Origin of the sequence: Weissella cibaria KACC 11862 (assembly GCF_000193635.1) — a bacterium.
GTDB lineage: Bacteria > Bacillota > Bacilli > Lactobacillales > Lactobacillaceae > Weissella > Weissella cibaria.
Genome location: NZ_AEKT01000020.1, coordinates 16,955 through 41,441, shown reverse-complemented (window position 1 = coordinate 41,441; position 24,487 = coordinate 16,955). Strand labels below are relative to the sequence as shown.

Below are 24,487 nucleotides of genomic sequence, written 5' to 3'. Positions count from 1 at the left end.
TTGGGTAGAACCTGCGCTATGACCGTCCGCTTTATCCTAAATTGCTTGCACGACTGATATTTCTTCTTTAAACTGAGTAGAAAATAGTGAGAGGTGGTCAAGCAGTTGACAAATGATTTCTTGATCACCCTGTTTTCGGCAGATGAACCTCGCCGGCACAGGGTGATTTTTGGTTTATTGAAGCGTCAAGCAACGGTGTCAACGGAGTATTGGGGTCTGCGTTATGATTTATTGCAAATCTCAGGTTTGATGCCTCGATTGGACAAGGCAACTTTTGATCAGCGCATTGCAACGTTGGTAACAGAGGGGTTGTTGTCCGAAGTGACAGAAGGCCAGTACGTGTTGACCGCAGCTGGTCAGGAAGCGCAAATGGCCTACCAAACTGCGCATTATGTACCCGAGCACTTAGCTGTTTTGCTCAAGTATGACGTGCTGACATTCATGCAAGCTTTTTGGCTAGCGAACCAAGTCGTTTCTGAGGTCGCTTACGAAAATAAAAAGTATTATCCTTTGCAAATCGATCCGCGCACAATGCTGGCGGTGAAGCAATGGTACGCAAATATGAATTCGCCACGCTTGGCTGCCACTTGGGCCTTAACAATTCAGCGCTTCTTACAGCGTCGGCCACAGGCAGATGCCGATCGTTTGGTTGCCACATGGGTCGGTCACAACACACCGGGTTTCAATTTTGAACAACTTGGTTTCCCAGCAACCTGGACGGATGAAGATTTTTATTTCTGGCAATTAGATCAGTATGCTATTTGGTCTGAGGAACTACAACGTGGGGCAAATACGCCCTTGAAGTTGTTGTGGGATTCAGTTGCCCACCGGCCTTTGTTGCCAAACAGCGTGCAAGCGTCATACAACGGTGTGATCGCAGGACGTCCAATGGACGAAATGGTGAAGAGTCGTCGTTTGAAAGTTGGGACAATCCGTGAGCATTTATTAACGGCGGCTATTTGGCTACCAATTCGTGATTTTCCTTATAAAAACTACTTAACGCCAGATGTTGTGAGTTACTTTGAAGAAAAATTGGTTGGCCCAATTGATGGATGGGAATTTACAACGGTGCGGACCTCAGATGATCCACGTGAGTTCTTCTTGTTCCGTTTATATGAAATTTACTTAACCAAAATGGAGGTGGCTGCTCGTGGATAAGGAAGCATTGACCGCCGTATTGACGGACAAGTTTGGTTTTACCAGCTTTAAGACAGGTCAAGCAGAGGTGTTGGAAGCGTTAACTGCTGGTAAAAATACATTGGCGATGTTGCCAACGGGTGGTGGTAAGTCACTTATTTATCAAATGATGGGTAATCTGCGCGAAGGATTAGTTGTCATCGTGACGCCATTGCTGTCTTTGATGCAAGACCAAGTGGCCCGTTTGAATTATGCGGGTGAGTCTAAGGTGGTTGCGTTAAATTCAACACTGCCACAAGATGCCCGCCGTACGATTTTGCGTGGTTTGAACCAATATAAGTTTTTGTTTGTGTCTCCTGAAATGCTTGGTCAAACGGTGGTCCAATCAGCTTTACGAAAAGTAAAGATTAATTTGTTGGTTGTTGATGAAGCACACACGATTGTGAGTTGGGGGCCTGATTTTCGGCCCGACTATCTGGCCTTGCCACAAGTCCATCAGAAGCTTGGCCAACCACAACTTTTGTTATTAACGGCGACAGCAACTCCTCAAATGATGTCAAATATCACATCACCATTTGGGTTAGTACCAGAAGATTGGTTTATTTACCGGCAATCAGTGGATCGTCCAAATATTTATTTGCACACTGAGCAGCTAGATAACGAAGGCCGAAAGCGTGAACGTTTGGCTGAATTAGTGCGGCAGTTGAAAGAGCCCGGGATTGTCTACTTTTCAAGTCGCAAGCTAGCGACTTCAATGGCCGAATGGTTGCGTGAGACAACCGGCCAACGTGTGGCTGCTTACCATGCGGGATTGGATACAATGTCGCGTTACCGGATTCAACAACAGTTTATGATGGGACAAATTGACGTGATTACGGCAACATCAGCCTTCGGTATGGGAATTGATAAAGACGATGTTCGCTATGTCATTCACTATCATTTGAGTAATGATTTAGCAAATTATTTACAAGAAATCGGACGTGCCGGGCGTGACGGCGAGCAATCAGCGGCTGTTTTGTTGTATGTGCCCGGTGATGAAACGATGCAATTGCATATGATCGATAGTACAATTCCAACGCGTGAAGTGATTTTTGGCTATCTTGAAAAGCGTTTTGGAACTGATGAAATTGGTAAAGATAAGGCTAATTTGTTAGACTTTTATACCAAGCAAGGCCTAACAGCAGATCAAATTGCAGACATGTTTGAACAACGTCGGCAACAACGGCAGGCTGATTTAGCGCGTTTGGTTGGGTATGCTAAGTCACCGTCTGGTCTCCGCGCGACGTTACTAACGCACTTTGGGGATGAGACGACCGGTGCACCAAATACTGAGTCGGTCGGTGCACATGATTGGCACCCTGAAGAACTTGCGTTAGTTGCGACGACACAGGATGAACAACCAGTTGGTGTGACGGATTGGCGTACGCAAGTGGCAAAACTTTTTAATTTAGGTTAAGGAATGGGTGTGACACTAAATTTTGATGAGCCGTTAGTGTAGACTAAGGTGTAATCAAAAGAGAAGTAAGGAGACCAATCATGACCGAGAAAAATAATGAACAACAGCCATGGGAAGCGTCTTTTAAAGAAGACACGCCTGAGCAATACTCACGTACACAAAATCGACGTAAGTCACAACGTGTCAGCATGGTTGTTGGAATTTTGGTATTGATTGTGATTGCTCTGTCATTTGTGCCCGTTTACAAGTATTTGCAAGCGTTGAATAAGCCGGTAGATGCGACCACTAACACGGAATTGCCAGCTGCATCATCAACTAAGACCACGACGACTACAAGCAAAGTAACGGAAACGGCTAAGTCAGAGTCACGGGCAAAGCAGGCAGCCACACAGGCATCGAAAAAGGCAGCAAAGGCAGCCAGCGAAAAAGCAGCGAAAGAAGCCGCAGCATCGTCTAAGGCAGTCGCTGAGTCAGAAAGCGTTGCGAATGCCGCGACAAGTAGCATAAGTTCCGAGGCGGCATCCTCGTCATCAGCTAGTTCGTCATCAGCATCATCTTCTTCATCAGAAGCTGACGAGGCAGGAAGTGTAAAATTCGAATCAGGTACTTTGTACAGCTTTGCCGTTGCGAATGGGACAACCCCTGAAGCACTTTACTCGTTGAATCCAGGTTTAACGGCGGCAAATTATTCGAGTTACTACGGACAATCGCTAAAAGTGAAGTAAAAATAAGGAGACACAATGATCGTGTGTCTCTTTTATTTTGTTCTGAAATAGCGTACAATTAATTGTTAAATTAACGAGTGAGGAACTTACTGAAATGAATCCGATTCAAATTGCGATTGACGGGCCTGCATCAGCAGGTAAGTCAACGATTGCCAAAATTTTGGCATCAGATTTAAACTTTGTGTATGTTGATACTGGTGCGATGTATCGCGCAATTACACTAGCTGCTTTTCAAGCCGGCGTTAAGCCGGAAGATGAAGCAGGGGTCACGGCATTATTGCCAGACCTAACGATTACTTTTGAACCGGGTGAACCTGTGCAACGGGTTTTCTTGAATGGCACAGAAGTGACCGAAGCTATTCGTTCTGTTGAAGTAACAGCCAATGTTTCAGCGGTCTCTGCGTATGCGGCTGTTCGTGAAGCAATGACCGCTTTACAACGTGACATTGCAGCCAAGGGTGGCGTTGTGATGGATGGTCGTGATATTGGTACAACTGTCTTACCAAATGCGGAAGTTAAGATTTTCTTGATTGCATCAGTTGCTGAACGTGCGCAACGTCGTTTTAAGGAAAACCAAGCTAAGGGCATGAACACAACGTTGGCTGAGTTGGAAGTTGCGATTGAAAAACGTGATTATCTTGACTCGCACCGCGAAATTTCACCACTCAAGAAGGCTGACGATGCAGTTGAATTAGATACAACCGGTTTGTCAATTGATGGTGTTGTGGCAGCAGTCAAAGATATCATCGCGACAAAAACCAACAAATAATATAAATTAGTAAAGAAAGTTGGCCGTGACTACTAGTATTTTATAAAAGGATTAGGTATAATAACTACTAGAGTCGTGTGACCAGGAGGATATATTGTAATGAACGAAGAGAACAACGAGCTATTGGCAGCTCTTGACAGCGTAGCCGAAGTTAAAGTTGGCGATGTAGTTAAGGGTGAAGTCTTGGCAATTGACGATGCTCGTCAAGTTATCGTAGGTATCGAAGGTGCCGGTGTTGAGGGTGTTATCCCAATGCGCGAATTGACGGCTGACCGTGATGCTAACGTTAATGACCTTGTCAAGGTAGGAGACGTTTTGGATTTGGTAGTGGTTTCAACTATCGGTTCTGACAAGGAAGGTGGATCATACCTATTGTCAAAGCGTCGTTTGGAAGCTCGTCGTGCTTGGGAAGAAATCGCAAGCAAGCACAATGTTGATGACATTGTGGAAGCACCTGTAACGCAAGTCGTTAAGGGTGGATTGGTTGTTGACGTTGAAGGTGTACGTGGATTCGTGCCTGCTTCAATGATCGAGAACCGTTTCGTGCAAGATTTGAACCAATACAAGGGTCAAACTATTCGCGCGAAGATTATTGAGATCAACGCTGCTGACAGCCGCTTGATCTTGTCACGTCGTGATGTTTTGAACGAAGAGCGTTCAGCAGCATTGGCACGTGTATTCAACGAATTGTCAGTTGGTGACGTCGTTGAAGGTAAGGTTGCCCGTATGACTAACTTCGGTGCATTCATCGACCTTGGTGGTGTAGACGGATTGGTACACGTATCTGAAATCTCACACGAGCGCGTTTCACAACCTTCAGACGTTTTGTCAGTTGGTGAAGATGTTAAGGTTAAGGTTTTGGGATTGGATCCTGAAAAGGAACGTATCTCATTGTCAATCAAGGCTACGCAACCTGGTCCTTGGGAAGCTGCTGCTTCAGAAGCTCCAGAAGGAACTGTTTTGGAAGGTACTGTTAAGCGCGTTGTTGACTTTGGTGCCTTTGTTGAAGTATTCCCTGGTGTTGAAGGTTTGGTTCACGTTTCACAAATCTCACACAAGCACATCGCTAACCCAAGTGATGTTTTGAAGGCCGGTGACAAGGTTAAGGTTAAGGTTTTGGAAGTAAACCCTGACAAGCAACGTTTGTCATTGTCAATCAAGGCTTTGGAAGAGGCTCCTGCTCGCGAAGAAGGTCAATCAAACAACGATCGTCCTCGTCGCCAACGTCGTCCTCGCCAAGAACAAGCTCCAACTAACTACTCAACTTCAGAAGAAGAGGGTTCAGCTACGTTGGGTGATGCCTTTGGAGATATCTTCAAGGACTTCAACTAATCAGCTTTTAATAGCTTAAAAAATTAAGCGTGTGTTGGGTTGTCCTAACGCACGCTTAATTTCGTAAATGGGCTATTTTTTGTGCTGGTCACACGATAACAGACACATACTGTATTAAACAGTATAATCGAAAATAGTAATGAACACGTCGGCCGCCTCGGTGCGCTGACAGAAAAGAGGGTAACATGGGATTTCCTGTTGTGGCCGTTGTCGGCCGCCCAAACGTCGGTAAGTCAACTATTTTTAACCGTATTGCTGGTGATCGTATCTCAATTGTTGAGGACACACCAGGCGTTACGCGTGATCGTATTTATACGCGCGCAGAATGGTTGACCCGCGAATTCCGTCTAATTGATACTGGTGGAATTGACATGGCTGATGAGCCATTTATGACGCAAATTGTCCAACAAGCTGAGATTGCGATTGACGAAGCTGATGTGATTGTTTTCATGGTTTCTGCGCAAGAAGGTTTAACGGAAGCTGACGAACGCGTTGCAAAAATTTTGTACCGTTCAAAAAAGCCAGTCGTATTGGCCGTTAATAAGGTCGATAACATTGAAATGCGTTCAGAAATCTATGAGTTCTATGCGTTGGGATTTGGTGATCCATTCCCAATCTCAGGTTCTCACGGAACTGGGTTGGGAGACTTGTTAGATCAAGTTGTCTCACACTTCCCAGAAACGGACAACGAAGCAGATGATGATTCAATCCGCTTCTCATTCATTGGTCGTCCAAATGTTGGTAAGTCATCACTTGTGAATGCCATCCTAGGTGAAGAACGTGTTATTGTTTCTGACATCTCAGGAACGACACGTGATGCCATTGACACGCGCTTCACGTCTGCTGACGGTGATGAGTTTGTCATGGTTGACACTGCTGGTATTCGTAAGCGTGGTAAGGTCTACGAGTCGACTGAAAAGTATTCAGTGATGCGTGCGATGCGTGCGATTGATGACTCTAACGTTGTTTTGATGGTATTGAACGCTGAAGAAGGTATTCGTGAGCAAGACAAGCACGTGGCAGGTTATGCGCACGAAGCAGGTCGGGCTATTATCATCGTGGTTAACAAGTGGGATACCCTGGAAAAGGATAATCACACGATGTCTGACTTCGAAAACCAGATTCGTGATGAGTTCCAATACTTATCATACGCACCAATTATTTTCGTTTCAGCCAAGACGAAGCAACGTTTGAATAAGTTGCCTGAGTTGATTAAGCAGGTTAACGAAAACCACCAAAAGCGTGTGCAATCTGCAACACTGAATGAGGTGATTATGGACGCGTTGGCTTTGAACCCAACGCCGACGGTAAATGGTAAGCGTTTGCGTGTTTACTATGCAACACAGGTTGCCATTCAACCACCAACTTTTGTGGTGTTTGTTAACGATCCAGAGTTGATGCACTTCTCTTACGCGCGATTCCTCGAGAATCAAATTCGTAAGTCATTCGACTTTACAGGAACACCAATTCACTTGATTAAGCGTGCTCGTACGTAAGCAAGTGAATAAAAAGCACCGGTCCGTTCGGATTTGGTGCTTTTTCGTTTTTTGTACGAAAAATGATGGCAAAACATGAATTTTTGTTGAAAAAGGCTGAAAAGCGCGCTATATCAACGTTTTAAGCAAACAATCGCTTGTTAAGGTCAAGTAACTATGCTATTCTAAATATCGAAATAAGGGAACAACGAGTTTCATTTCGTACATTGGGAATCCCAATCAGCTATTAAGCAGGAGGATATTAACATGGCTAACAAGCAAGAATTGGTAAACGACGTTGCAACGACAACTGGTTTGACTAAGAAGGACGCAACGGCAGCAGTTGATGCTGTCTTTGCATCAATCCAAGATACTTTGGCAAAGGGTGACAAGGTACAATTGATTGGTTTTGGTAACTTCGAAGTTCGTACACGTGCAGCTCGTAAGGGTCGCAACCCACAAACAGGTGAGGAAATTGAGATCGCTGCATCAAAGATTCCTGCCTTTAAGCCTGGTAAGGCCTTGAAGGACGCCATCAAGTAATTTAAAGCCTGTAATACTGGCATTCACGGTAATTCGTGGGGCCAAAAAGGTTGATATATGGAAAGAGTGAATGATGATATTCACTCTTTTTATTTTTTCATACATTCTCATAAAATTCTGTGCTAAACTTAATCTTATTGATATCGATGTGGAGGTATGGCAGATTGAAACCAACAAAAATGTTAACGATTGCAGGTTCGGACGTTTTGGCTGGTGGGGGCATTCAGGCCGATTTGGCAACGTTTAATGAATATGGTTACTTTGGGCTTAGTGCCATCACCAGTATTGTGACTGTCACGCCAGATGATTTCACCATTCATCCTGTGCCGATTGCTATTTTAGCGGCCCAGCTTGATGCAATTTTTGCGATTGACGATATTGCTGGTGTGAAGGTTGGCTTACTACCGACTGTTGCACACGTTGAACTGGTGGCGAAGTATTTAAAAGAGTATGCCAGTCACCTACCAGTCATAATTGATCCGGTGATGGCTTTTAAAGAGACAAGCACGGCGAACGTCAATGAACTGGTGAAAGCCATTCAAACTGAATTATTGCCGTTGGCAACTATTACCACACCGAATTTAGTGGAAGCAGAATTGTTAAGCGGTCGAACGATTAAAACAGCCGCTGATATGACTGAGGCAGCGCGTATCATGCAACAAATGGGCGCCCAATCGGTCGTGGTGAAAGGCGGTAAGCGTTTAGCTGGTCAGGAAGCAGTTGATGTTTTAGTGGCGGCTGATGGTCTGAAGACCTTTAAGACAGAAAAGGTGGCCAATGCCTACAATAATGGAGCTGGTTGCACGTTTTCTTCCGCGATAGCTAGTCAGTTAGCTGCTGGGGCAACAACGGCGCATGCAGTCTCAGATGCAAAAGCATTTGTGTACGAAGGTATTAAACATGGGGTACCGTTAAACGAGGCGTTGCCGGTTGGTAATGTTTGGCAGGCAGCACGACGTTTAAGTGAGGAACAATAAAATGAAAACGAAACAATTAACCATCGCGGCCGTGATTGTCGCTATCAATATTGTCTTGAGTTATGTCGCCAAGATACCGACGCCAACAGGCTTTGTATCATTGGTGGAAACTGGTATTTTTATCGCAGCTTGGCACTATGGGTCAAGAACCGGCGCAATGGTCGGTGGGTTAACAGGTTTATTGCTTGATTTACTTGCTGGTTATCCCCAATGGATGATCTTTTCATTACTTATTCATGGTGGTGAAGGTTGGGTGATTGGTAAGTATGGGTTAAATCCTTCGATTGGGAAGCGCGTCTTTGGCAATTTCTTAGGCGGTTTGGTGATGGTTGTTGGGTACTGGTTAGCCGGTTCATTCTTAATCTGGTTGAACGGTGGTGCAAAAATGCAGCTTGGTCCAGCCTTTTTGGCGGGACTAGCCGATGTACCAGCTAACATTATGCAAGTATTGGCCGGGTTTATCTTGGCCTTGTTGCTGAGCGTACCGTTGCGCAAGATTTTGATGCCTAAAAGTCACTAACTTTGCAAAGTAACAAAAAAGTCACCAGATTGAGACGTCTGGTGGCTTTTTTCATATCTGAAACAATGGTATGCTGGATATCTTGATTTAAAAGGTTTAGGAGCGGGTACATGAGTAAGAAACAAGTTTTACCGACGGGCATTGCATTAGCAGCAAGTGTCATGTTGATCGGATTAATTATGCGGTCGCCAATTACGACATTGCCATTGATGTTGTCACAAATATCGCAGGAGTTAGGTGTTCCTAGCGGTCAGTTAGGCATATTAACAACGATTCCATTGGTGATGTTTTTGTTAATCTCAAACTTTGCATCCAAAACAATGGCTGTGTTTGGCCTTAAAAAAGCATTATTTTTGTCAATTGCAAGTATTTTTCTGGGGACGGCACTGCGACTGGTTGTGACGATGCCAACGATGCTGTTGGGCACGGTGTTTGTGGGAATTGGTATTGCCCATTTAAATGTCTTTATGCCTTCGTTTGTGGCTGCTTATTTTTCACATAAAGTCGGGGTCTATACATCACTCTATTCACTCACGATTATGGTGGGTTCAGCCGCATTTAGTTTGTTAACTGCACCGGTTGTTGCGACGTTCGGTTGGCATGCAGTGATGTGGTTATTGGTGCTATTGCCAGCAATTGTTTTGGGCTTTTGGTTCTATACGGCACGGTTGGTGCCAGAAAAAGTGAAAACAACCGCGACTGAAAAACAAGTCATAGCGCCTAAGAAGCGTATTTGGACCAATGTACGGGCCTGGCCTTTCTTGATTGTGTTCGGGGTTCAGGCCACGATTAATTACACGGGAGTTGCTTGGTTACCAACGATGATGGCTCATCATCACGTGTCAGCAGGGGCAATTTCAGTTATTATGTCATTTTACTCATTTATCGGTATGCCAATTTCGATTATTGTACCAAACATTCTTGTTCACATGCGTCGTCGTGGGACGATGATGGCAATTGCTATTGCGGGTGTGCTGTCGCTGGCTGGGGCAATCATGTTGTTTAATCAGGATACGTCATCGCTGGCATATTGGTGGACATTAACCGTCTTGATTGGTTTTGCGACATCGTTCTTCTTCCTTTACACGATGACCATGTTTGCTGCAAAGACGGATTCACCAGTTGAAACTGCGCGACTATCCGGAATGGCTCAGGCCGGTGGCTACTTCATGTCTGCGTTTGGACCGATGCTTTACGGGATGGCCTTTACGGCAAATCCAGCTGGCGAAATTCAGAATATTGTTTATCTAATTTTGGTGGTTTTGATGATTGCAGCCGCATTGTTGATGGCGGCAACGAAACATTTATTTAAAGCATAAAGGTAACGGCTGTTGTTCGGTGGAGAACAATGGCCGTTTTCGGTATAATGAAATTATTAAAACTTTGGAGGATGATATGGCACGTAAAGTCGGAATTATCGGGTTGGGGAACGTCGGTAGTGCAGTGGCACACGCGTTAATTGCACAAGGGGTTGCAGATGATTACGTATTTATCGACGCTAACGAGCGTAAGGTAACGGCGGATCAACTGGACTTCCAAGATGCGATGGCTAATTTAGAAATGCATGGTAATATCACAATTAATGATTGGTCAGCGTTGGAAGACGCGGATGTTGTGATTTCGACGTTAGGGAACATTAAGTTACAGCAGGACAATCCAAGCGGTGATCGATTTGCGGAACTAAAGTTTACGAGTAGTATGGTGCAATCGGTGGGGACCAATTTAAAAGAATCGGGCTTTACCGGGGTTCTGATTGTGATTTCAAACCCGGTCGACGTTATTACCGCATTATTCCAGCAAGTTACTGGATTTCCAACACATAAGGTGATTGGTACGGGAACCTTGCTAGACACGGCACGTATGCAACGTGCGGTGGGTGAGGCGTTTGACTTGGACCCTCGTTCAGTATCCGGGTATAACTTAGGTGAACACGGTAATTCGCAATTTGTCGCGTGGTCAACGGTGCAAGTACTTGGTCAGCCAATTGCTAAGCTGGCTGATGCTGGTGATATTGATTTGGCCGGTATCGAAGCCGAAGCGCGTAAGGGAGGCTTTACCGTGTTAAACGGCAAAGGTTATACGAGTTACGGTGTCGCAACGGCTGCAGTTCGGATTGCAAAAGCTGTGATGGCTGATGCGCACGCAGAATTAGTGGTTTCGAACCGACGTGATGATATGGGCATTTATTTGTCATACCCGGCGGTGATTGGCCGTGACGGCGTGTTAGCAGAAGCTAATCTAGACTTAACAACTGATGAGCAAGAAAAGCTATTAGCATCACGTGACTTTATCCAAGAAAAGTTTGACGAGATTGTCGACACATTGTAAGACACTGAAAGGTGACCCAAACAAGCGGTGCGTGTTTGGTCGCCTTTTTCATTTGAGAAATGAGAGACACATGAAATTATTACATACAGCTGATTGGCACATCGGTAAAGAATTAGGTGGCTTCAGTTTGTTATCAGAGCAGGAAGCTGCTTTTAAAAAGATGTTAGACATTGCGATTGCTGAAAAAGTCGACGGGGTCATTATTGCTGGCGACCTTTATGATCGCGCGATTGCATCAACACAGGCAGTGACGGCCTTGGAGCGGATGCTGAAAGAAATGAACCTGACCCATCATTTACCGATTTACGCAGTCTCTGGGAATCACGACGGTGCGACACGTCTGGGAGCGGGCCATGAGTGGCGTGAGCAAACCGGGTTATTCCTTAATACAACGCTAGCGGGTGCATTTAAACCAGTGGAAACGCCAGAAGCGCAAATTTATTTACTACCATTTATCGAACCAACAACCGCGCGTGTTTATTATCAAATCCCAGAAGACGAATTGGCGGCGTACCAAAGTATTGAACAGGTTATGAACCGAATTGTGCAAGATATGGTGGCAACATTTGATCCACACAAGCAACATATTTTGGTCACCCATTATTATGTGACAGGCGCAGGTAATGAAGACTATGAATTTACTAGTGAAACGAATTCACGCGTCGGTGGATTGAAGGGGATCACTGCTGACCAATTTTCAGCATTTGACTACGTGGCGTTAGGCCACCTGCATTTACGCCAAGCTAGTCCAACTAAAACAATTCAGTATGCTGGATCGCCTGTTAAATTCAATACCAAGGAAGCACAAACGGAGAAAGGGGTCTTTATTGTTGATATCACACCCGACGCGGTCCACACGACTTGGCACCCAATTACACCGACTAAAGATTTGATTGTCCTATCAGCACCGTTTGAGACTTTGATAAGTCCTGAATTTTATCAACAGTATGCTAGAAATCATGCCAACTTTTTTAGTATTCGCATTCAGGGCGTTGCACACACAACGAATGCACGCGCAACGTTGGTTGACATTTATGGGGATGTCGTCGAAGTGCAGTATGACTTACCGGCACTCACGATGGTTGATCAGGTTATTCCAGAAGTCGTTGCCGATGATGTGTCCGATGATGATTTGATTGCGACCTTCTACCAAGAAGTCACACAAGAATCACTAACCGCAGCGCAAGAACGTGTTATCGCAGATACACTAGTACAGTTACGCCAACAGGAAGAGGGATAAAGATGCGTCCAATTAAATTAGCGTTACAATATTTTGGGCCCTACGAACAAACGACGGTTGATTTTGAGCGATTTACAGAATCAAAATTGTTTTTGATCACTGGCGATACCGGTGCCGGTAAAACAACAATGTTTGATGGCATGACCTACGCCTTGTTTGGTGAAGGAACCAGTGAACGTAAGCCAGAGGAAATGCGCAGTGAATTTGCGCCCACAACAGCGGAGACGGTTGTGACTTTTTGGTTTGAGCATAACGGACGGTACTATCGAATTAGTCGCAAACCGACGCAACAATTAAAGAAAAAGCGTGGTGCGAAATCCGACGATGATACCACTGAACGTAAAGCCGAAGTGTCATTGACTGAGGTTGACGAAACTTTACAAGTGCCTATCGCGGCGATGGGCGAGAAAATTCCGGTTGTGCGGGATGCGATTCAAGAATTATTGCATCTAAATGCAGACCAATTCCGCAAAATCATTTTGTTACCACAGAATCAGTTCCGTGAATTTTTGGCCGCTCAGAGCGATGATAAGATGACCATTTTGCGGAGTCTATTTGGGACGGAAGTTTTTAATCAGTTCACGGAGTCGTTGAAGGAACAACAAAAAGACACGTTAAAACAAGTCACGAATCTTGAGACCCAGCGGGATGTGGCGTTGTCACAAATTTCGTGGGATGATCCAGCAATTGCAGATAGCGCACCGACGGCCGTTGAGAAAATCACAGCTTTAACTGCTTATATTGCGCGTTTAACAGACCTGGTGACGGCGCGTGAAACTGAAAAGGCGACGGCAACAACGGCCGTGGCGCAATCGCAGGAACGGGTGAAAGCGGCCGAACAATTAAATCGTCAATTTGAGTTGTTGGCTGAAAATACGGCAAAGCAACAACTACTTGATGAACAAGCCGATCAAATTAATGAGCAACGGCAGCAAGCGACGCTATTGCAGTGGGGAAACCAACAGCAAAGTATCGTGAATGATGTGACGCGATATGAAGAACAACTAGCGCGGGTGGCAACTGAATTAACACAGCTGGCGACACGCGAAGCGGCCACAACCCATAGCCTGTCAGAGGCGACGGCTACGAAAGCGGAACTTTTAACACAAGCAGCTGATATTAAGATTGCTGAAGCACGGTTGACGACAATTACACGGACTTTGTTGCCTAATGCGCAACGTCTGGCAATGCTGATTACGCAAGCGACTCAGTTGGCCCAGCAACGGCAAACACGACAAACTAACGAAGCCCAGTTAAAGACGCAATTGGCTGAATTAACTGCCAAAGAAGTTGAGCTACAAACGTCTTTGGCGACAGTAGCGTCTGTTTCATCATCGCGTGAGCAATTGTTGGTTTTTGCTACCCAAGCTGATGAGCTACAACGGACTGATGAACGTCTGCAACAAACTGAAAAAAAGGTCGCACAACAGGCTGAGAATTTGATGCGGGTGACACGTAAGCTAGATACGGCTAAAGCTAATCTGCAGGATGTCATCGCGATGCGTGAAGCGAAGGCGACATTGCGCCGGGAACTCATGATTAAACAACTTCATAGTGAGCTGAAAATTGGTGAGGCTTGCATGGTTTGTGGCCAGATTTATACGGGCGAGGGAGCTGACCCGCACGTTGGTAGCACCTCGTATGCTGAAATTAACGTGGCTATGGCGGCTGTTGATGAGGCTGAGACTGCAGAGCAACAGGCAATCGCGACTGAAGCAAGTTTGACGACGGACGCTACACAAACCAAACAACAGTATGATACATTGGCAAAGCAACTTACGTCAGAACGAGACGGATTTGCGAGTGAGTATAATCAGTTTTTCACAGCATGGGCAACCGTGTTTCCAAACAACTTGTTGCCAGACACGTATGATACGTCAACCGTACAGACTGTCATCGCACAAGTTCGCCAGCACCTATCAGATCAGGTTACTAAACAAGAACAACTGACAGCGACATTAGCGACTGTGACGGAGGAGATTGCATCTGTTAAAACGAATCTAGCACGGACGCAAACGCAATTAGCGGGCATTACGACGCAGCTGGCTGAAAATGACAGTGAACAACACGAATTGAATTCGGACGGACCGCTTTCAACAGTCAGTGATTATGAGGTTGAACAACAGGCATTGACTGAAAAAATTGCGACCTATCAACAAGTTGTTCAGAGCGCTGATGAGAAAATTCGTTCCGCCGAACAAACGCAGCAAGAGCTTTCGCAACGACGTTTGGTATTAAATCAAGAACAAAATACGTACCAGACGGCATTAGATGAAGCGAAGGGCCGCCTGGGAATTGCGATTACTGATGGCCCCGTTGCGGATGAACAGGCGCTACAGGCGTTATTAGATCGCATTCAGAATCAACCGGATGAATTAATTCAATTAGAACGGCAATTGGCTGCTTATGACACACAACGTCAGACGGTCGCGACAGCCATTGCGCAGAGCCGAGCGTTGACTGCTGGTCAAGAACGGCCAGATTTGTCACAGTTACAAGCTGAATTGACACAAAAACAAACGGCTTTAGATGAAGCAACTGAACGTTTAAACAAAGCGGAATGGCTCTTAGAGTCTTTGCAACAGCAACAGACTACAATTTTGAAATTGCAAACAGACATTGATGCCATCACGGCAAAGTCAGCTGATTTGATTAAATTGACTCAGGCGGTCGACGGTAACAATTTGTTACACTTACGCCTGGAGCCATATGTCTTGCGCAGTTTCCTGTATGAGGTCCTAACCTATGCGAATGAACACTATATTGGTACCTTATCAAGTGGTCGGTACCAATTTGTGCTCTCAAGTCGGCAGGCAGGACGGGCGAACCAGAATGGACTAGATATTGATATTTATGATCAAGATGGTGGTAAAGTCCGGTCGACAAGCACGTTGTCAGGTGGGGAATCATTTATTGCGGCGCTGTCGATTGCGTTGTCGATGGCAGAGATTGTGCAACGTCGAGCTGGTGGTGCCAAAATTGATGCGCTATTTATCGATGAAGGATTTGGTTCACTCGACAGTAACACATTGAATCAGGCCTTGGAGGCGCTCTCGATGGTCGAGCAAAGTGGTCGCTTGATTGGTGTGATTTCGCACGTGGAGTCAATGAAACGCCAAATTCAGCAACAGATGGTGGTTACGAAACTCGGGGATGGACGTAGTCGTCTGACATATAGAATGGTCTAAACCAATGAAACCGCTTTACCGGAATTTCTAGAACAAACGCATTGCTTTTGTTAGTGAATAGGGGAATAATGGTCCCTCGGAGAGAAATTTAACGGCTTAGTGATGGAGGTGTGTGCGATGTTTTTTGTTGTACAACCATTGGCAGACGAGATAATCGTATTTGCTCAAAATGAAGATGGTATTTATGCTGAAAAATTAAATGCAACGGATTTGTACGCGATGCTACCTAAGCGCCGCGCACGTTTCTTGGCGCCACGTGCTGCAGGTGATAGCGTGATGGCTGCTATTTTGATCAAGCAAGCTTTACCGATTGCGGTACAGGACCAGGTACAGATTTTGACGGCAACTGGGTTGCATGAGTTAACTCACGATTTGTACGTGGCGGCCGACAAAGCGCGGACCCAACACGAAAATGATTTAATGATGACCTTAACCCTGGTGATTGCGAGTCCAATAATTTTTATGTTACTGGATTATTTTGTTTTCCCTAATATGGGCATTAGTGGTGTGTGGTCAGTAATGTTTACAGTTGGTTTGATGGCATTGGTGCTCGGCGTTTGGTATGCGGTGACCTTTTCAACGGCAGCAGCTGATGTTGAACACTGGGTGATGACGTGCTTTGCAAAGTTGCATCGAACAAATGAAAATTAAGAGTATGCTTCTTCGTGTATAATAAGGGTATTAAATGAAAAGAGGCCGTCTCATGAAGAAGTCTGAGAAGTTAGCAAAGAAGCAAGCAACCCGATTGACGAAGGAAACCGAGTTACAATTGAAGCGTGGTTTAATTCACGTTGAGTTGGTTGATTCACCAGCAGAAATCGATGCCTTTTTGGCAGAAGATAAGTAAACAATAAAGCAGACTGGGAATGTCGGTGGGTTTTAGACTACTGACGTGCCCACTAACTGCTGTGATAAAAGGTGTCTGGCTGATTTTAAGCCAGACACCTTTTATTTTGTCGGACTAATCACAAAATGAAAAGGTTTTCACAATTAAAAACCGCTTTGTAAGCGCGTTCAATTGATGTTTGTTGTAATTATTGTTCTTTATTTCACAAACTTGTGGTAAGATAAATTCAGAAAGATTTTGATTTAGAGGTAATGATAAATGGCATTAATTGCGACAAGTATTCTGAATGTGAACAACCGATTTAATAATGTTTTACGGAAGATGCGAGCAGGACAAACGATGTCTTCGATTGTCCGCGAAGAAGGATGGGCAACTGGTGTCTTGTTGCAGATGCAGACGTGGTATGAGTTTGATCACGAAGACTATATGACCGACATCCGTACGTTAGAAGCGGGTGGCGAGTTGCGTCCAATGGACTCGTTAACTGACGCCTGCAACTTATTAATGGTTTACGCAGCAACGCGCCGTGGTGATTTTGATTATAAGGATGCCTATTACAAGATGCGTCAATTAAATGCGACGTCAACAGATTACCGGGCTAATGTATTGGCAACGATTGGTCAGGTAATAGATTAACTATCAATGAAAAGGCCAGCTCAGAATTTTCTGGGCTGGCCTTTTGTTGATGTGCTAAAAATAGTGGCAGTTGATTATAGTTATTAGAAGAACCAACCATAAGGTGCCTGACGCTGTAATTGTTCGATGACTAGTTGGTGTTGGACGTTATACATTTTGGGATTATCAGCTAGCGGGACGAACGCGAGTGATAAGGTCTCATCCCCATCCGCGCGCAGTTCACCACCGGTCTGTTTAACTTCGTACAAGGTCATTGGTATTTGGGCTTGATCACCGCTTGGAAAAGTGTGGTGAAAATTTGAGTCAACGCCGATTAAGGCTGTTACCGCCACATCGATGCCGGCTTCTTCCTTAAATTCCCGAATAATCGTGGTCACCGAAGATTCGCCCAAGTTTTGCATGCCGGCAACCAAACTCCAGCCAACTTCACCATCACCACGTTTTTCCAGCAAAACTTTTGTACGTGTGGCATCGAATAGAACACCGGCGACACCTGGCATAATAATTTCATCATGGCCGATTTTTTCACGCAGTGCTTTAAAATAATTTTCCATCACCATCATAGGACCCCCGAGGTTTTAACTAAAGCTCATTGTATCATAGTGGCTGTGGCGCTTCGATTAACGTTTTTACTAGTTTGGCTGACTAACTTACTTCTGTGAATATGTTACAATAAGGGCCACAGCAACGTACAGGAGGTTGATATGACGTTTGATGAATTTGATATAGAGCTAGGGACGGTTTTGTACCTAGACGAAGTGACTGAGCGTGAAACGGCAGAAGTTGCCAAAGCCCAACGCCCGGAAGAAGACATCCACGCTGAATATGAATCAGAGCGCCGTAAGATTATGCAATCATTTTTAGTGTTTGCTGAATTACCAGCCACCGATGACATGGTGAGCCGTGCCTTGGAGAATCTGCATACGGGGTTATCAGATGGTGAACGCACCACCTTGTTGACGATTCGTAATTTGCATAATCGCGAAGCTGTTGGCAATTTTACTGAAGATGATGCTGAGGAATTAGAAGATGCCGTAGAAGCGGCGGAAGCCTACCTAATGAACCGCTTGGCGGAACTTTTTGAAGATTAAAACTGAAACAGATTGAGGAATGAGTAATGAAAGCTCTTGTTGTGCCACAACCAATTGCCAACGATGTCATGCTAGGTCAGCAAGCGTTGTTAGCTTTTCCATACGAACCAGCCGCTGATGTGGCCGAATTTTTAATGGTGTCTGGCGACGAACCATTACCGGATGAGTATACCTTAGGACTTGCGCTGGGCTACCAGTTAGGGGTTGTGACCATCAACCGCGTGACACCATCAACAGACGTGCCAGGTTTCTTTGAGTGGGAAGTTGCACCAAAAATGTTGGTTGCGCCAAAAGCGATGCACCTTGAACCAGATACATTCACGCCGGTCGCTGAAACGGATTATACCCCGTTGGAAATTGAAACAATTGGCCTGTTTGCTTGGTTGGCTGAACCACACGCAGCATTTAGTCCAGCATTACAAGCGCATGCAGATGCCCTGGTGGCCATTGGCGCGCAACAAATGCCAGCTAAATATCGTGAGATTTTGGCACAAACGGGGTCATGGCAGGAAGTTGATGCGGCGTGGGAAGATGCGCAGTTTGAACACCGAAATGCCCATATGCTGGCGCACGGTATTCCAGAGTTGGATTTCGGCCATCAACATGCAGAATTGCCTAAACTAAACCTGAAGTCGCAACACGATTCGGAATAAGGAACCAAAGAAAAACGCTGACAAATAGTCGGCGTTTTTCTGTCTAGGCACCACGTCTGAACTACGGTAGTATTAAGGTATTACATGGATTAGGGGTAGGATATGTTAACATCATTTCTGGTGCTCGAGCTAACGGCGTTGGTTACGTTAGTCTGGGCAATTAAGTTCAAGATTTCTAAACTAACAATTTGGACGTTTATTGCGGTGACGGTTCTAAATGCGATTTATGTGTATTGGCTCATGCCGGTACCAACACTCTCGCAGTTAGTGAGTCCAGTGGCTATTGAAACAACGGCTCTTGTGCTATGGACACTGTTTGCAGGTGCTTCAGCACAAGTTGTTGAACGGGTAACTAAGCGCGGCAGCCGTATTAGTTTTGCAGGATTAACCATCTGGCCGTTTGTGATTCCAATTGTCGCGTTTGTGATTTCATTAGCGGCCGGTATTTCGCAGGCAGTCACTGTGCGGCCAATGTATGATTCTGTTAAAGCAACAGTGAAAAAAGAAGCACCTTTGACGAAAGATGATCAGCCAATTGCGCTCTCAGCGCAAGCGTCACAGAACATGATGAAGAAGGCTTTTTCACAAGTGCCAGATTCATCCATGTATCGTTTGGGGGATTTGTCAGCCCAGTACATTAATGGCAAGCCTTATTACGTGGCACCAGTCGAATTCGCTGGGTTTATGTCATGGTTTATGAATCGCACATTGCCAGGATATTTCATTATTTCAGCGACTGACATTAACGATACAGCTCACTTTGTCAAAGAAAAGTTGGATTATTCTGAAACCAGCTGGTTCTCACATAATATTGCTCGCAAAATTTATATGCGCAATCCGAAGTTTGAACAAGTTGGTGAACCAATTTTGGAAATTGATAACAATGGGCAACCATATTGGGTACAAACCCTGCTGAATGTTCGTTGGGCGGGTCAGTTGGTGTTTAATGACATTCACGTGTCGTTGACCAATGCGGACACGGGTAAGACGACGGTTTATGCAACTAAAGACCTACCAAAATGGGTGGACGCTGGGGTTTCCCCAGAGGCAGCCACACGGATGAACCGTACGTATGGTAATCCATACGCCTTCAATTTCCGCCACAAGAACCAAATCAAGCCCACTGAAAACGGGTCAGAAAGTGGTGTGACACCGGTCTTTAATAACGATCGTTCAATCTCATATTTCGATGACTTTACGACGGTAACCTCGAACGCTGATTCGGATAAGGGGTACTCGTTGATTAATACGCGGACTGGTGATCTGACGTTCTACGTTGGTAAGAACGTCGGTATTATGGATTCGGATGGGGCGATGAAGGTTGCTAAGCAATTGCATCCCCAGAACAAATGGCACGGCTCAAACCCAGTGATTATGAACATTGATGGCACGCCAACTTGGGTCGTGTCGATGATGGATCAAAATGAACGTTTCCGCGAGTATGCGTACATTAAGGGGGCGGACCAAAATGTCATTGGTGAAGGGGCGAATGCTGCCGATGCCTTGGCTTCTTACCGAAATGCGCTAGCGGGTAGTGTCCAAACGGCCAGCGCCAACGATGATAGCATTAAGACGGAAACAATCACTGGAAAGGTGGCACGTGTCAATGCAAATGCGACGCTTGATGATAAACAAGTCGTTATTTTCAAGTTAGTTGATGATGACACACTCTTTACGCTGGATCCATCAAAGGCGCAGACAGCATTGTTGCTACAAGCTGGGGATGACGTTCAGATTAAGGCCAAGACAGTGAAGGGCGCCTCAGTTGCGAATGTTATTGCTTTGACGAACAAATCTTTGAAGTAAGCACGTTGGACTTGTATAATGGAAGTAACGTGTTATACAAGAGAGGTATGTCAGAATGGGCAAGGGAACCATTAAGTCAAATGACTTCGCGCGTGGGGCAGCATCTAAGGGTGCTGTAACGCGTGATCAAAAGCAGTCGGCACGTCAAGCGTTGCTAGAAAAAGCACGTGCTAAGGCGAAAGCGACGGCAACAGAAACAAAGTAGCCAAAGTGCGTCAGGATACCCTTTTTATTGGCAATCCTGGCGCGTTTTCTGTATGATAAATTGTTGACTTTAAACAAGAAGGAAGAGTGGTACTTATGGCAACATTTGCAGAACGCATGCTTGATGAATTGTCTGGTGGACAATTGGAGGATGCAAAGAAGTCATTTGCGTCATCATTGCGTTATGATGACGATGACACAGTTTACTCACTGGCCGAGGAGCTATATGGTTTGGGATTCTCAAGCCAAGCGAAGCGTGCTTACCAGAAGTTGTTGGAGAAGTATCCGGATGAAGATCAATTGCGTACGGCGTTGGCCGATATTGCGATTGACGAGGATAAGACAGATGAAGCGATTGCTTATTTGGCTGAAATTTCTCCAGAGTCAAATGCTTACATTGAATCATTGTTGGTACTAGCCGACTTGTATCAGTCTGAAGGATTGAATGAAGCGGCTGAAGCGAAGTTGCGTGAAGCTTATGATTTGGCACCAGAAGAGTCAATCATTAAGTTTGCCTTGGCCGAGTTCTACTTTGCGACTGGGCAATACAACACAGCCATTCCGTTCTACCGTGAGTTGCTACAAGCCGGTGAGCGTCGCTTCTCTGGTTTGGACATTGCGTCACGAATTGGTGTGGCTTACGCACTGGTAGGTAACTTCAAGAACGCTTTGGGTTACCTTGAGCAAATCAAGACGACTGATTTGACGCCAGATGTTCGTTTCCAATTGGGAATGACATACGCGGCAGACCCTGAAACGGCCGACAAGGCGATCGACGCCCTGGAGGAATTGCAAGAAATCGATCCATCATACGCGGGGTTGTATGAACCACTTGGCCAATTGTATGAAGATACAAATGATCAAGAACAAGCGTTGATTACGTACCAGGCTGGTATCGCGGTCGACGCCTTTAACACCACGCTTTACCAACGAGCAGCAGCCGTTGCGCAAATCCAAGGAGAAGATGAAGAAGCTGATCGTATTTATCGTGAAGCACTTGAGAATAATCCAGAAGATTTGACGTTGACGATTGGTTATTCAAACTTGTTGGTTGCCATGGGTGATCACGTTGGGAACATTAACTTATTGAACGCGTTCTTGGGTGAAGACGATTCTGAAACTGATCCACAATTGTACTGGAACTTGGCACAAAGCTATACGGCTTTGGAGGACTTCGAGATGGCTACGAAGTACTGGAACGCCGCTTTGCCATTCTTCTTGGATAACATTAACTTCTTGAAGCCAGCCTACTACTACTTCCGTGAAGAAGGTGAGACGGCATTGGCTGAAGAGGCGTTGTTCAACTACACACAATTGGCACCAAACGACTACGAGATGGCCGAACTTTACGACCAACTCAAGGAAGACAAGGGCCTATAAATTTTTAGCTCATACTTTGCGGTATGGGCTTTTTTATTCACACAAACACCATGGCTACGTCACGAAGTTAAACAGTTTGTGAAGCCGAGTCTTATCGCTATTGTCTGAGTTAACTGACGTGTTAAAAATGAAGGGTAAACATGTTAGAAAAATGGAGGACTAAAGGCATGGCACATGAATTGTTACGTCGACGACATGAAACGCTAGGGGAATTGCTTGATAAAATGGATGCGTCATTGGTACGCTCACAAACGTTTGGTACCGATATGAAGTCGGACGTTGTTGAGAAGGATGATTGCTTTGAAGTCACTGCCGATATTCCTGGTGCTGATAAGGCAGACGTGAAGGTGGATTACGAAGCGGATACGTTACACATTGCGGCCACACGTCATGAAATTAAAGATCACTCAGACAAAGATGGCAATATTTTGCAATCTGAGCGTAGTTTCGGGTCAGTTGGCCGATCATACTACTTACCAAATGTGGACCGGGAAGGTATCACTGCCAAGTATAAGAATGGTGTACTCCACGTGGTGTTGCCGAAGACCGAAGTTACAAAAACATCGGGCATCAAAATTGAAGATTAAACAAAAATGATGAGAAACGCCGACCTGTTAGCAGGCCGGCGTTATTTGTGCTAATATATTTGTAATAAACTTAATGGAAACGAGGACATGCGAATGGATGCATTGCAATTGTCACGACGGTTGGCGACGGTTGCGTCGTATGTACCCGATGGTGCCCGCCTGGCTGATATTGGTTCAGATCACGCTTATTTGCCGGCAAATCTCTTGTTGAATAAGCGGATTTCATTTGCGATTGCAGGTGAAGTCGCGCAGGGACCGTTAGATAATGTGCAACATGAAATTAATCGGCATCGGTTAGGGGATGTGTTGGTGCCCCGTTTGGCTGATGGCCTAGCGGCAGTTCAACCCGAAGACTTGATTGACACGGTCACAATCGCTGGAATGGGTGGTCGCTTAATTGCCCAGATTCTAACGGCTGGCCATGCCGATGTCCAACGTTACCAGCGGCTCATCCTGCAACCTAATATTGATATTGATGTGGTACGGACATGGTTGATGGATAACGGTTACCAGCTAACCGACGAAACGGTTGTGGCTGATGATGGTCACTTCTACGAAATTTTGGTTGCGGTGCCGGGTCATGTAACTTACGATAAGCAAGCGCTACAATTTGGTCCTTATAACTTGGTTAATCGACCAGAGGCGTGGCTAGCGAAGTGGCAACGTGAATATGAACGCATTGGTGTGATTATGGCGAAGTTAGCTGATGCTAATAAGCAGGACACCCCGGCTTATCAAGAGTATCAAGCGATGCAACGTGATATTGGGGAGGTCTTGGGAGAATGAAGGCAAAAGAATTAATTGCACGAATTGAAGCTTATGCTCCCCGCGAATTAGCTTGGGAACGCGATCCAATCGGGTTGCAACTCGGCGATCCAGAGCAAGAAATTCAGACGGTGATGACCGCATTGGACGTCCGACCAGAAGTCGTGCAAGAAGCGATTGAAAAGCACGTTGATTTCATTTTTGCCCATCACCCAATGATTTTCCGCCCGGCGAAGAATTTAGATTTGTCAGTACCGCAGAATCGGATGTATGCTGATTTGATTAAGCATGACATTGTCGTTTATGCGGCGCATACAAATTTAGATGCAGCGGCAGGTGGTATGAATGATTGGCTGGCCAGTGCCTTGCAACTGGAACAGGTTAAGCCCCTCATTCCAAATCCAGATGGCCAAACGGGTCTCGGACGAATTGGTGAGCTGGCAACACCACAAACGGTCGCAGATTATGCAACCTTTGTGCGTGACTTATTCCAAGTAGCCCATGTTCGCGTTATCGCCAATGATATGAACCGCCAGTTGAAGCGTATTGCTGTCCTTGGTGGCGATGGGGGTAGCGAATATCCGGCAGCATTGGCAGCGGGGGCTGATGCCTATGTGACAGCAGATTTTTACTACCATACCGCTCACGATGTATTGGCTGATGATTTTGTCGTGATTGATCCAGATCATCACATGGAGGCCATTGCCAAGGACAGGTTAGTCGACCTAGTGAAAACTTGGCAAACAGAAAATGGTTGGCAACTGACCGATGTCTTTGCCTCAGCGCAGAACACCGATCCTTACACATATATTTAATATAGATAAGAGG

The 24,487-nt window shown here is 45.4% G+C and carries 25 protein-coding genes; 24 read left to right on the top strand and 1 reads right to left on the bottom strand.

The features are described from left to right. The first annotated feature begins 105 nt into the window (after positions 1–105). The 16 genes from ESE_RS0104170 (at position 106) to ESE_RS0104095 (ending at position 17,173) form a co-directional block, all read left to right on the top strand. Entirely contained in the window at positions 106–1,158 is a 1,053-nt protein-coding gene (locus tag ESE_RS0104170; RefSeq protein ID WP_038228910.1) for a YpbB family protein, read from the top strand. Further along, a complete protein-coding gene (locus ESE_RS0104165) occupies positions 1,151–2,593 on the top strand; it encodes a RecQ family ATP-dependent DNA helicase (protein ID WP_010371726.1) in 1,443 nt (480 codons plus the stop codon). The genes ESE_RS0104170 and ESE_RS0104165 overlap by 8 nt, the downstream gene beginning before the upstream one ends. An 80-nt stretch (positions 2,594–2,673) precedes the next feature. Beyond that, positions 2,674–3,318, top strand: a complete 645-nt coding sequence (locus ESE_RS0104160; protein ID WP_010371725.1) for a LysM peptidoglycan-binding domain-containing protein — start codon at positions 2,674–2,676, stop codon at positions 3,316–3,318. A gap of 94 nt (positions 3,319–3,412) precedes the next feature. Beyond that, a complete protein-coding gene (gene cmk / locus ESE_RS0104155; protein ID WP_010371721.1) occupies positions 3,413–4,087 on the top strand; it encodes a (d)CMP kinase in 675 nt (224 codons plus the stop codon). Positions 4,088–4,186: 99 nt separating this feature from the next. Next, the gene (rpsA, locus tag ESE_RS0104150; RefSeq protein ID WP_010371718.1) at positions 4,187–5,419 is read left to right on the top strand and encodes a 30S ribosomal protein S1; all 1,233 of its coding nucleotides are present in this window, start codon (positions 4,187–4,189) and stop codon (positions 5,417–5,419) included. Between the two features lie 185 nt (positions 5,420–5,604). Next, on the top strand, positions 5,605–6,915 hold the full coding sequence (der, locus tag ESE_RS0104145) for a ribosome biogenesis GTPase Der (protein WP_010371715.1): 1,311 nt from the start codon (positions 5,605–5,607) through the stop codon (positions 6,913–6,915). A gap of 246 nt (positions 6,916–7,161) precedes the next feature. After that, on the top strand, positions 7,162–7,437 hold the full coding sequence (locus ESE_RS0104140; RefSeq protein ID WP_010371713.1) for an HU family DNA-binding protein: 276 nt from the start codon (positions 7,162–7,164) through the stop codon (positions 7,435–7,437). A gap of 179 nt (positions 7,438–7,616) precedes the next feature. Further along, positions 7,617–8,414: a bifunctional hydroxymethylpyrimidine kinase/phosphomethylpyrimidine kinase gene (locus ESE_RS0104135; protein ID WP_224228594.1), complete on the top strand. Its 798-nt coding sequence runs from the start codon at positions 7,617–7,619 to the stop codon at positions 8,412–8,414. A 1-nt stretch (position 8,415) separates the two neighbouring features. Then, the gene (locus ESE_RS0104130; protein WP_010371707.1) at positions 8,416–8,934 is read left to right on the top strand and encodes an ECF transporter S component; all 519 of its coding nucleotides are present in this window, start codon (positions 8,416–8,418) and stop codon (positions 8,932–8,934) included. 110 nt (positions 8,935–9,044) lie between these two features. After that, positions 9,045–10,253 (top strand): MFS transporter, encoded by a 1,209-nt coding sequence (locus tag ESE_RS0104125; protein ID WP_010371705.1) that lies wholly within the window; start codon positions 9,045–9,047, stop codon positions 10,251–10,253. Positions 10,254–10,329: 76 nt separating this feature from the next. Continuing rightward, positions 10,330–11,262: an L-lactate dehydrogenase gene (locus tag ESE_RS0104120; protein ID WP_010371703.1), complete on the top strand. Its 933-nt coding sequence runs from the start codon at positions 10,330–10,332 to the stop codon at positions 11,260–11,262. Positions 11,263–11,332: 70 nt separating this feature from the next. Then, the gene (locus ESE_RS0104115; RefSeq protein ID WP_010371700.1) at positions 11,333–12,502 is read left to right on the top strand and encodes a metallophosphoesterase family protein; all 1,170 of its coding nucleotides are present in this window, start codon (positions 11,333–11,335) and stop codon (positions 12,500–12,502) included. A gap of 2 nt (positions 12,503–12,504) precedes the next feature. Next, entirely contained in the window at positions 12,505–15,690 is a 3,186-nt protein-coding gene (locus ESE_RS0104110; protein ID WP_010371697.1) for an AAA family ATPase, read from the top strand. A gap of 117 nt (positions 15,691–15,807) precedes the next feature. Continuing rightward, positions 15,808–16,341 carry a hypothetical protein gene (locus ESE_RS0104105; RefSeq protein WP_010371694.1) on the top strand — a complete coding sequence of 178 codons (534 nt, stop codon included), beginning with the start codon at positions 15,808–15,810 and terminating at the stop codon, positions 16,339–16,341. A gap of 52 nt (positions 16,342–16,393) precedes the next feature. Further along, positions 16,394–16,537 (top strand): hypothetical protein, encoded by a 144-nt coding sequence (locus tag ESE_RS12350; RefSeq protein ID WP_010371691.1) that lies wholly within the window; start codon positions 16,394–16,396, stop codon positions 16,535–16,537. 258 nt (positions 16,538–16,795) lie between these two features. After that, entirely contained in the window at positions 16,796–17,173 is a 378-nt protein-coding gene (locus tag ESE_RS0104095) for a hypothetical protein (RefSeq protein WP_010371688.1), read from the top strand. An 83-nt stretch (positions 17,174–17,256) separates the two neighbouring features. Here ESE_RS0104095 and ESE_RS0104090 read toward each other — a convergent pair whose 3' ends face one another. Beyond that, on the bottom strand, positions 17,257–17,736 hold the full coding sequence (locus tag ESE_RS0104090; RefSeq protein ID WP_225070619.1) for an NUDIX hydrolase: 480 nt from the start codon (positions 17,734–17,736) through the stop codon (positions 17,257–17,259). A 141-nt stretch (positions 17,737–17,877) separates the two neighbouring features. On the opposite strand from ESE_RS0104090, the gene ESE_RS0104085 reads away from it, so the two are divergent. The 8 genes from ESE_RS0104085 (at position 17,878) to ESE_RS0104050 (ending at position 24,474) form a co-directional block, all read left to right on the top strand. Further along, complete coding sequence (locus tag ESE_RS0104085) at positions 17,878–18,264, top strand: hypothetical protein (RefSeq protein ID WP_010371684.1); 387 nt, start codon at positions 17,878–17,880, stop codon at positions 18,262–18,264. A gap of 26 nt (positions 18,265–18,290) precedes the next feature. After that, entirely contained in the window at positions 18,291–18,917 is a 627-nt protein-coding gene (locus ESE_RS0104080) for a hypothetical protein (RefSeq protein WP_010371681.1), read from the top strand. Positions 18,918–19,019: 102 nt separating this feature from the next. Next, on the top strand, positions 19,020–20,723 hold the full coding sequence (locus ESE_RS0104075) for a hypothetical protein (protein ID WP_010371678.1): 1,704 nt from the start codon (positions 19,020–19,022) through the stop codon (positions 20,721–20,723). A gap of 55 nt (positions 20,724–20,778) precedes the next feature. Beyond that, complete coding sequence (locus ESE_RS12345) at positions 20,779–20,928, top strand: hypothetical protein (RefSeq protein WP_010371675.1); 150 nt, start codon at positions 20,779–20,781, stop codon at positions 20,926–20,928. Between the two features lie 95 nt (positions 20,929–21,023). After that, on the top strand, positions 21,024–22,307 hold the full coding sequence (locus ESE_RS0104065; RefSeq protein ID WP_010371672.1) for a tetratricopeptide repeat protein: 1,284 nt from the start codon (positions 21,024–21,026) through the stop codon (positions 22,305–22,307). A 167-nt stretch (positions 22,308–22,474) separates the two neighbouring features. After that, entirely contained in the window at positions 22,475–22,894 is a 420-nt protein-coding gene (locus ESE_RS0104060) for an Hsp20/alpha crystallin family protein (protein WP_010371670.1), read from the top strand. A 93-nt stretch (positions 22,895–22,987) separates the two neighbouring features. Further along, entirely contained in the window at positions 22,988–23,680 is a 693-nt protein-coding gene (locus ESE_RS0104055; protein WP_010371667.1) for a tRNA (adenine(22)-N(1))-methyltransferase, read from the top strand. Beyond that, positions 23,677–24,474, top strand: coding sequence for a Nif3-like dinuclear metal center hexameric protein (locus ESE_RS0104050; protein ID WP_010371664.1), 798 nt, complete (start codon positions 23,677–23,679; stop codon positions 24,472–24,474). The genes ESE_RS0104055 and ESE_RS0104050 overlap by 4 nt, the downstream gene beginning before the upstream one ends. Positions 24,475–24,487 lie beyond the last annotated feature (13 nt).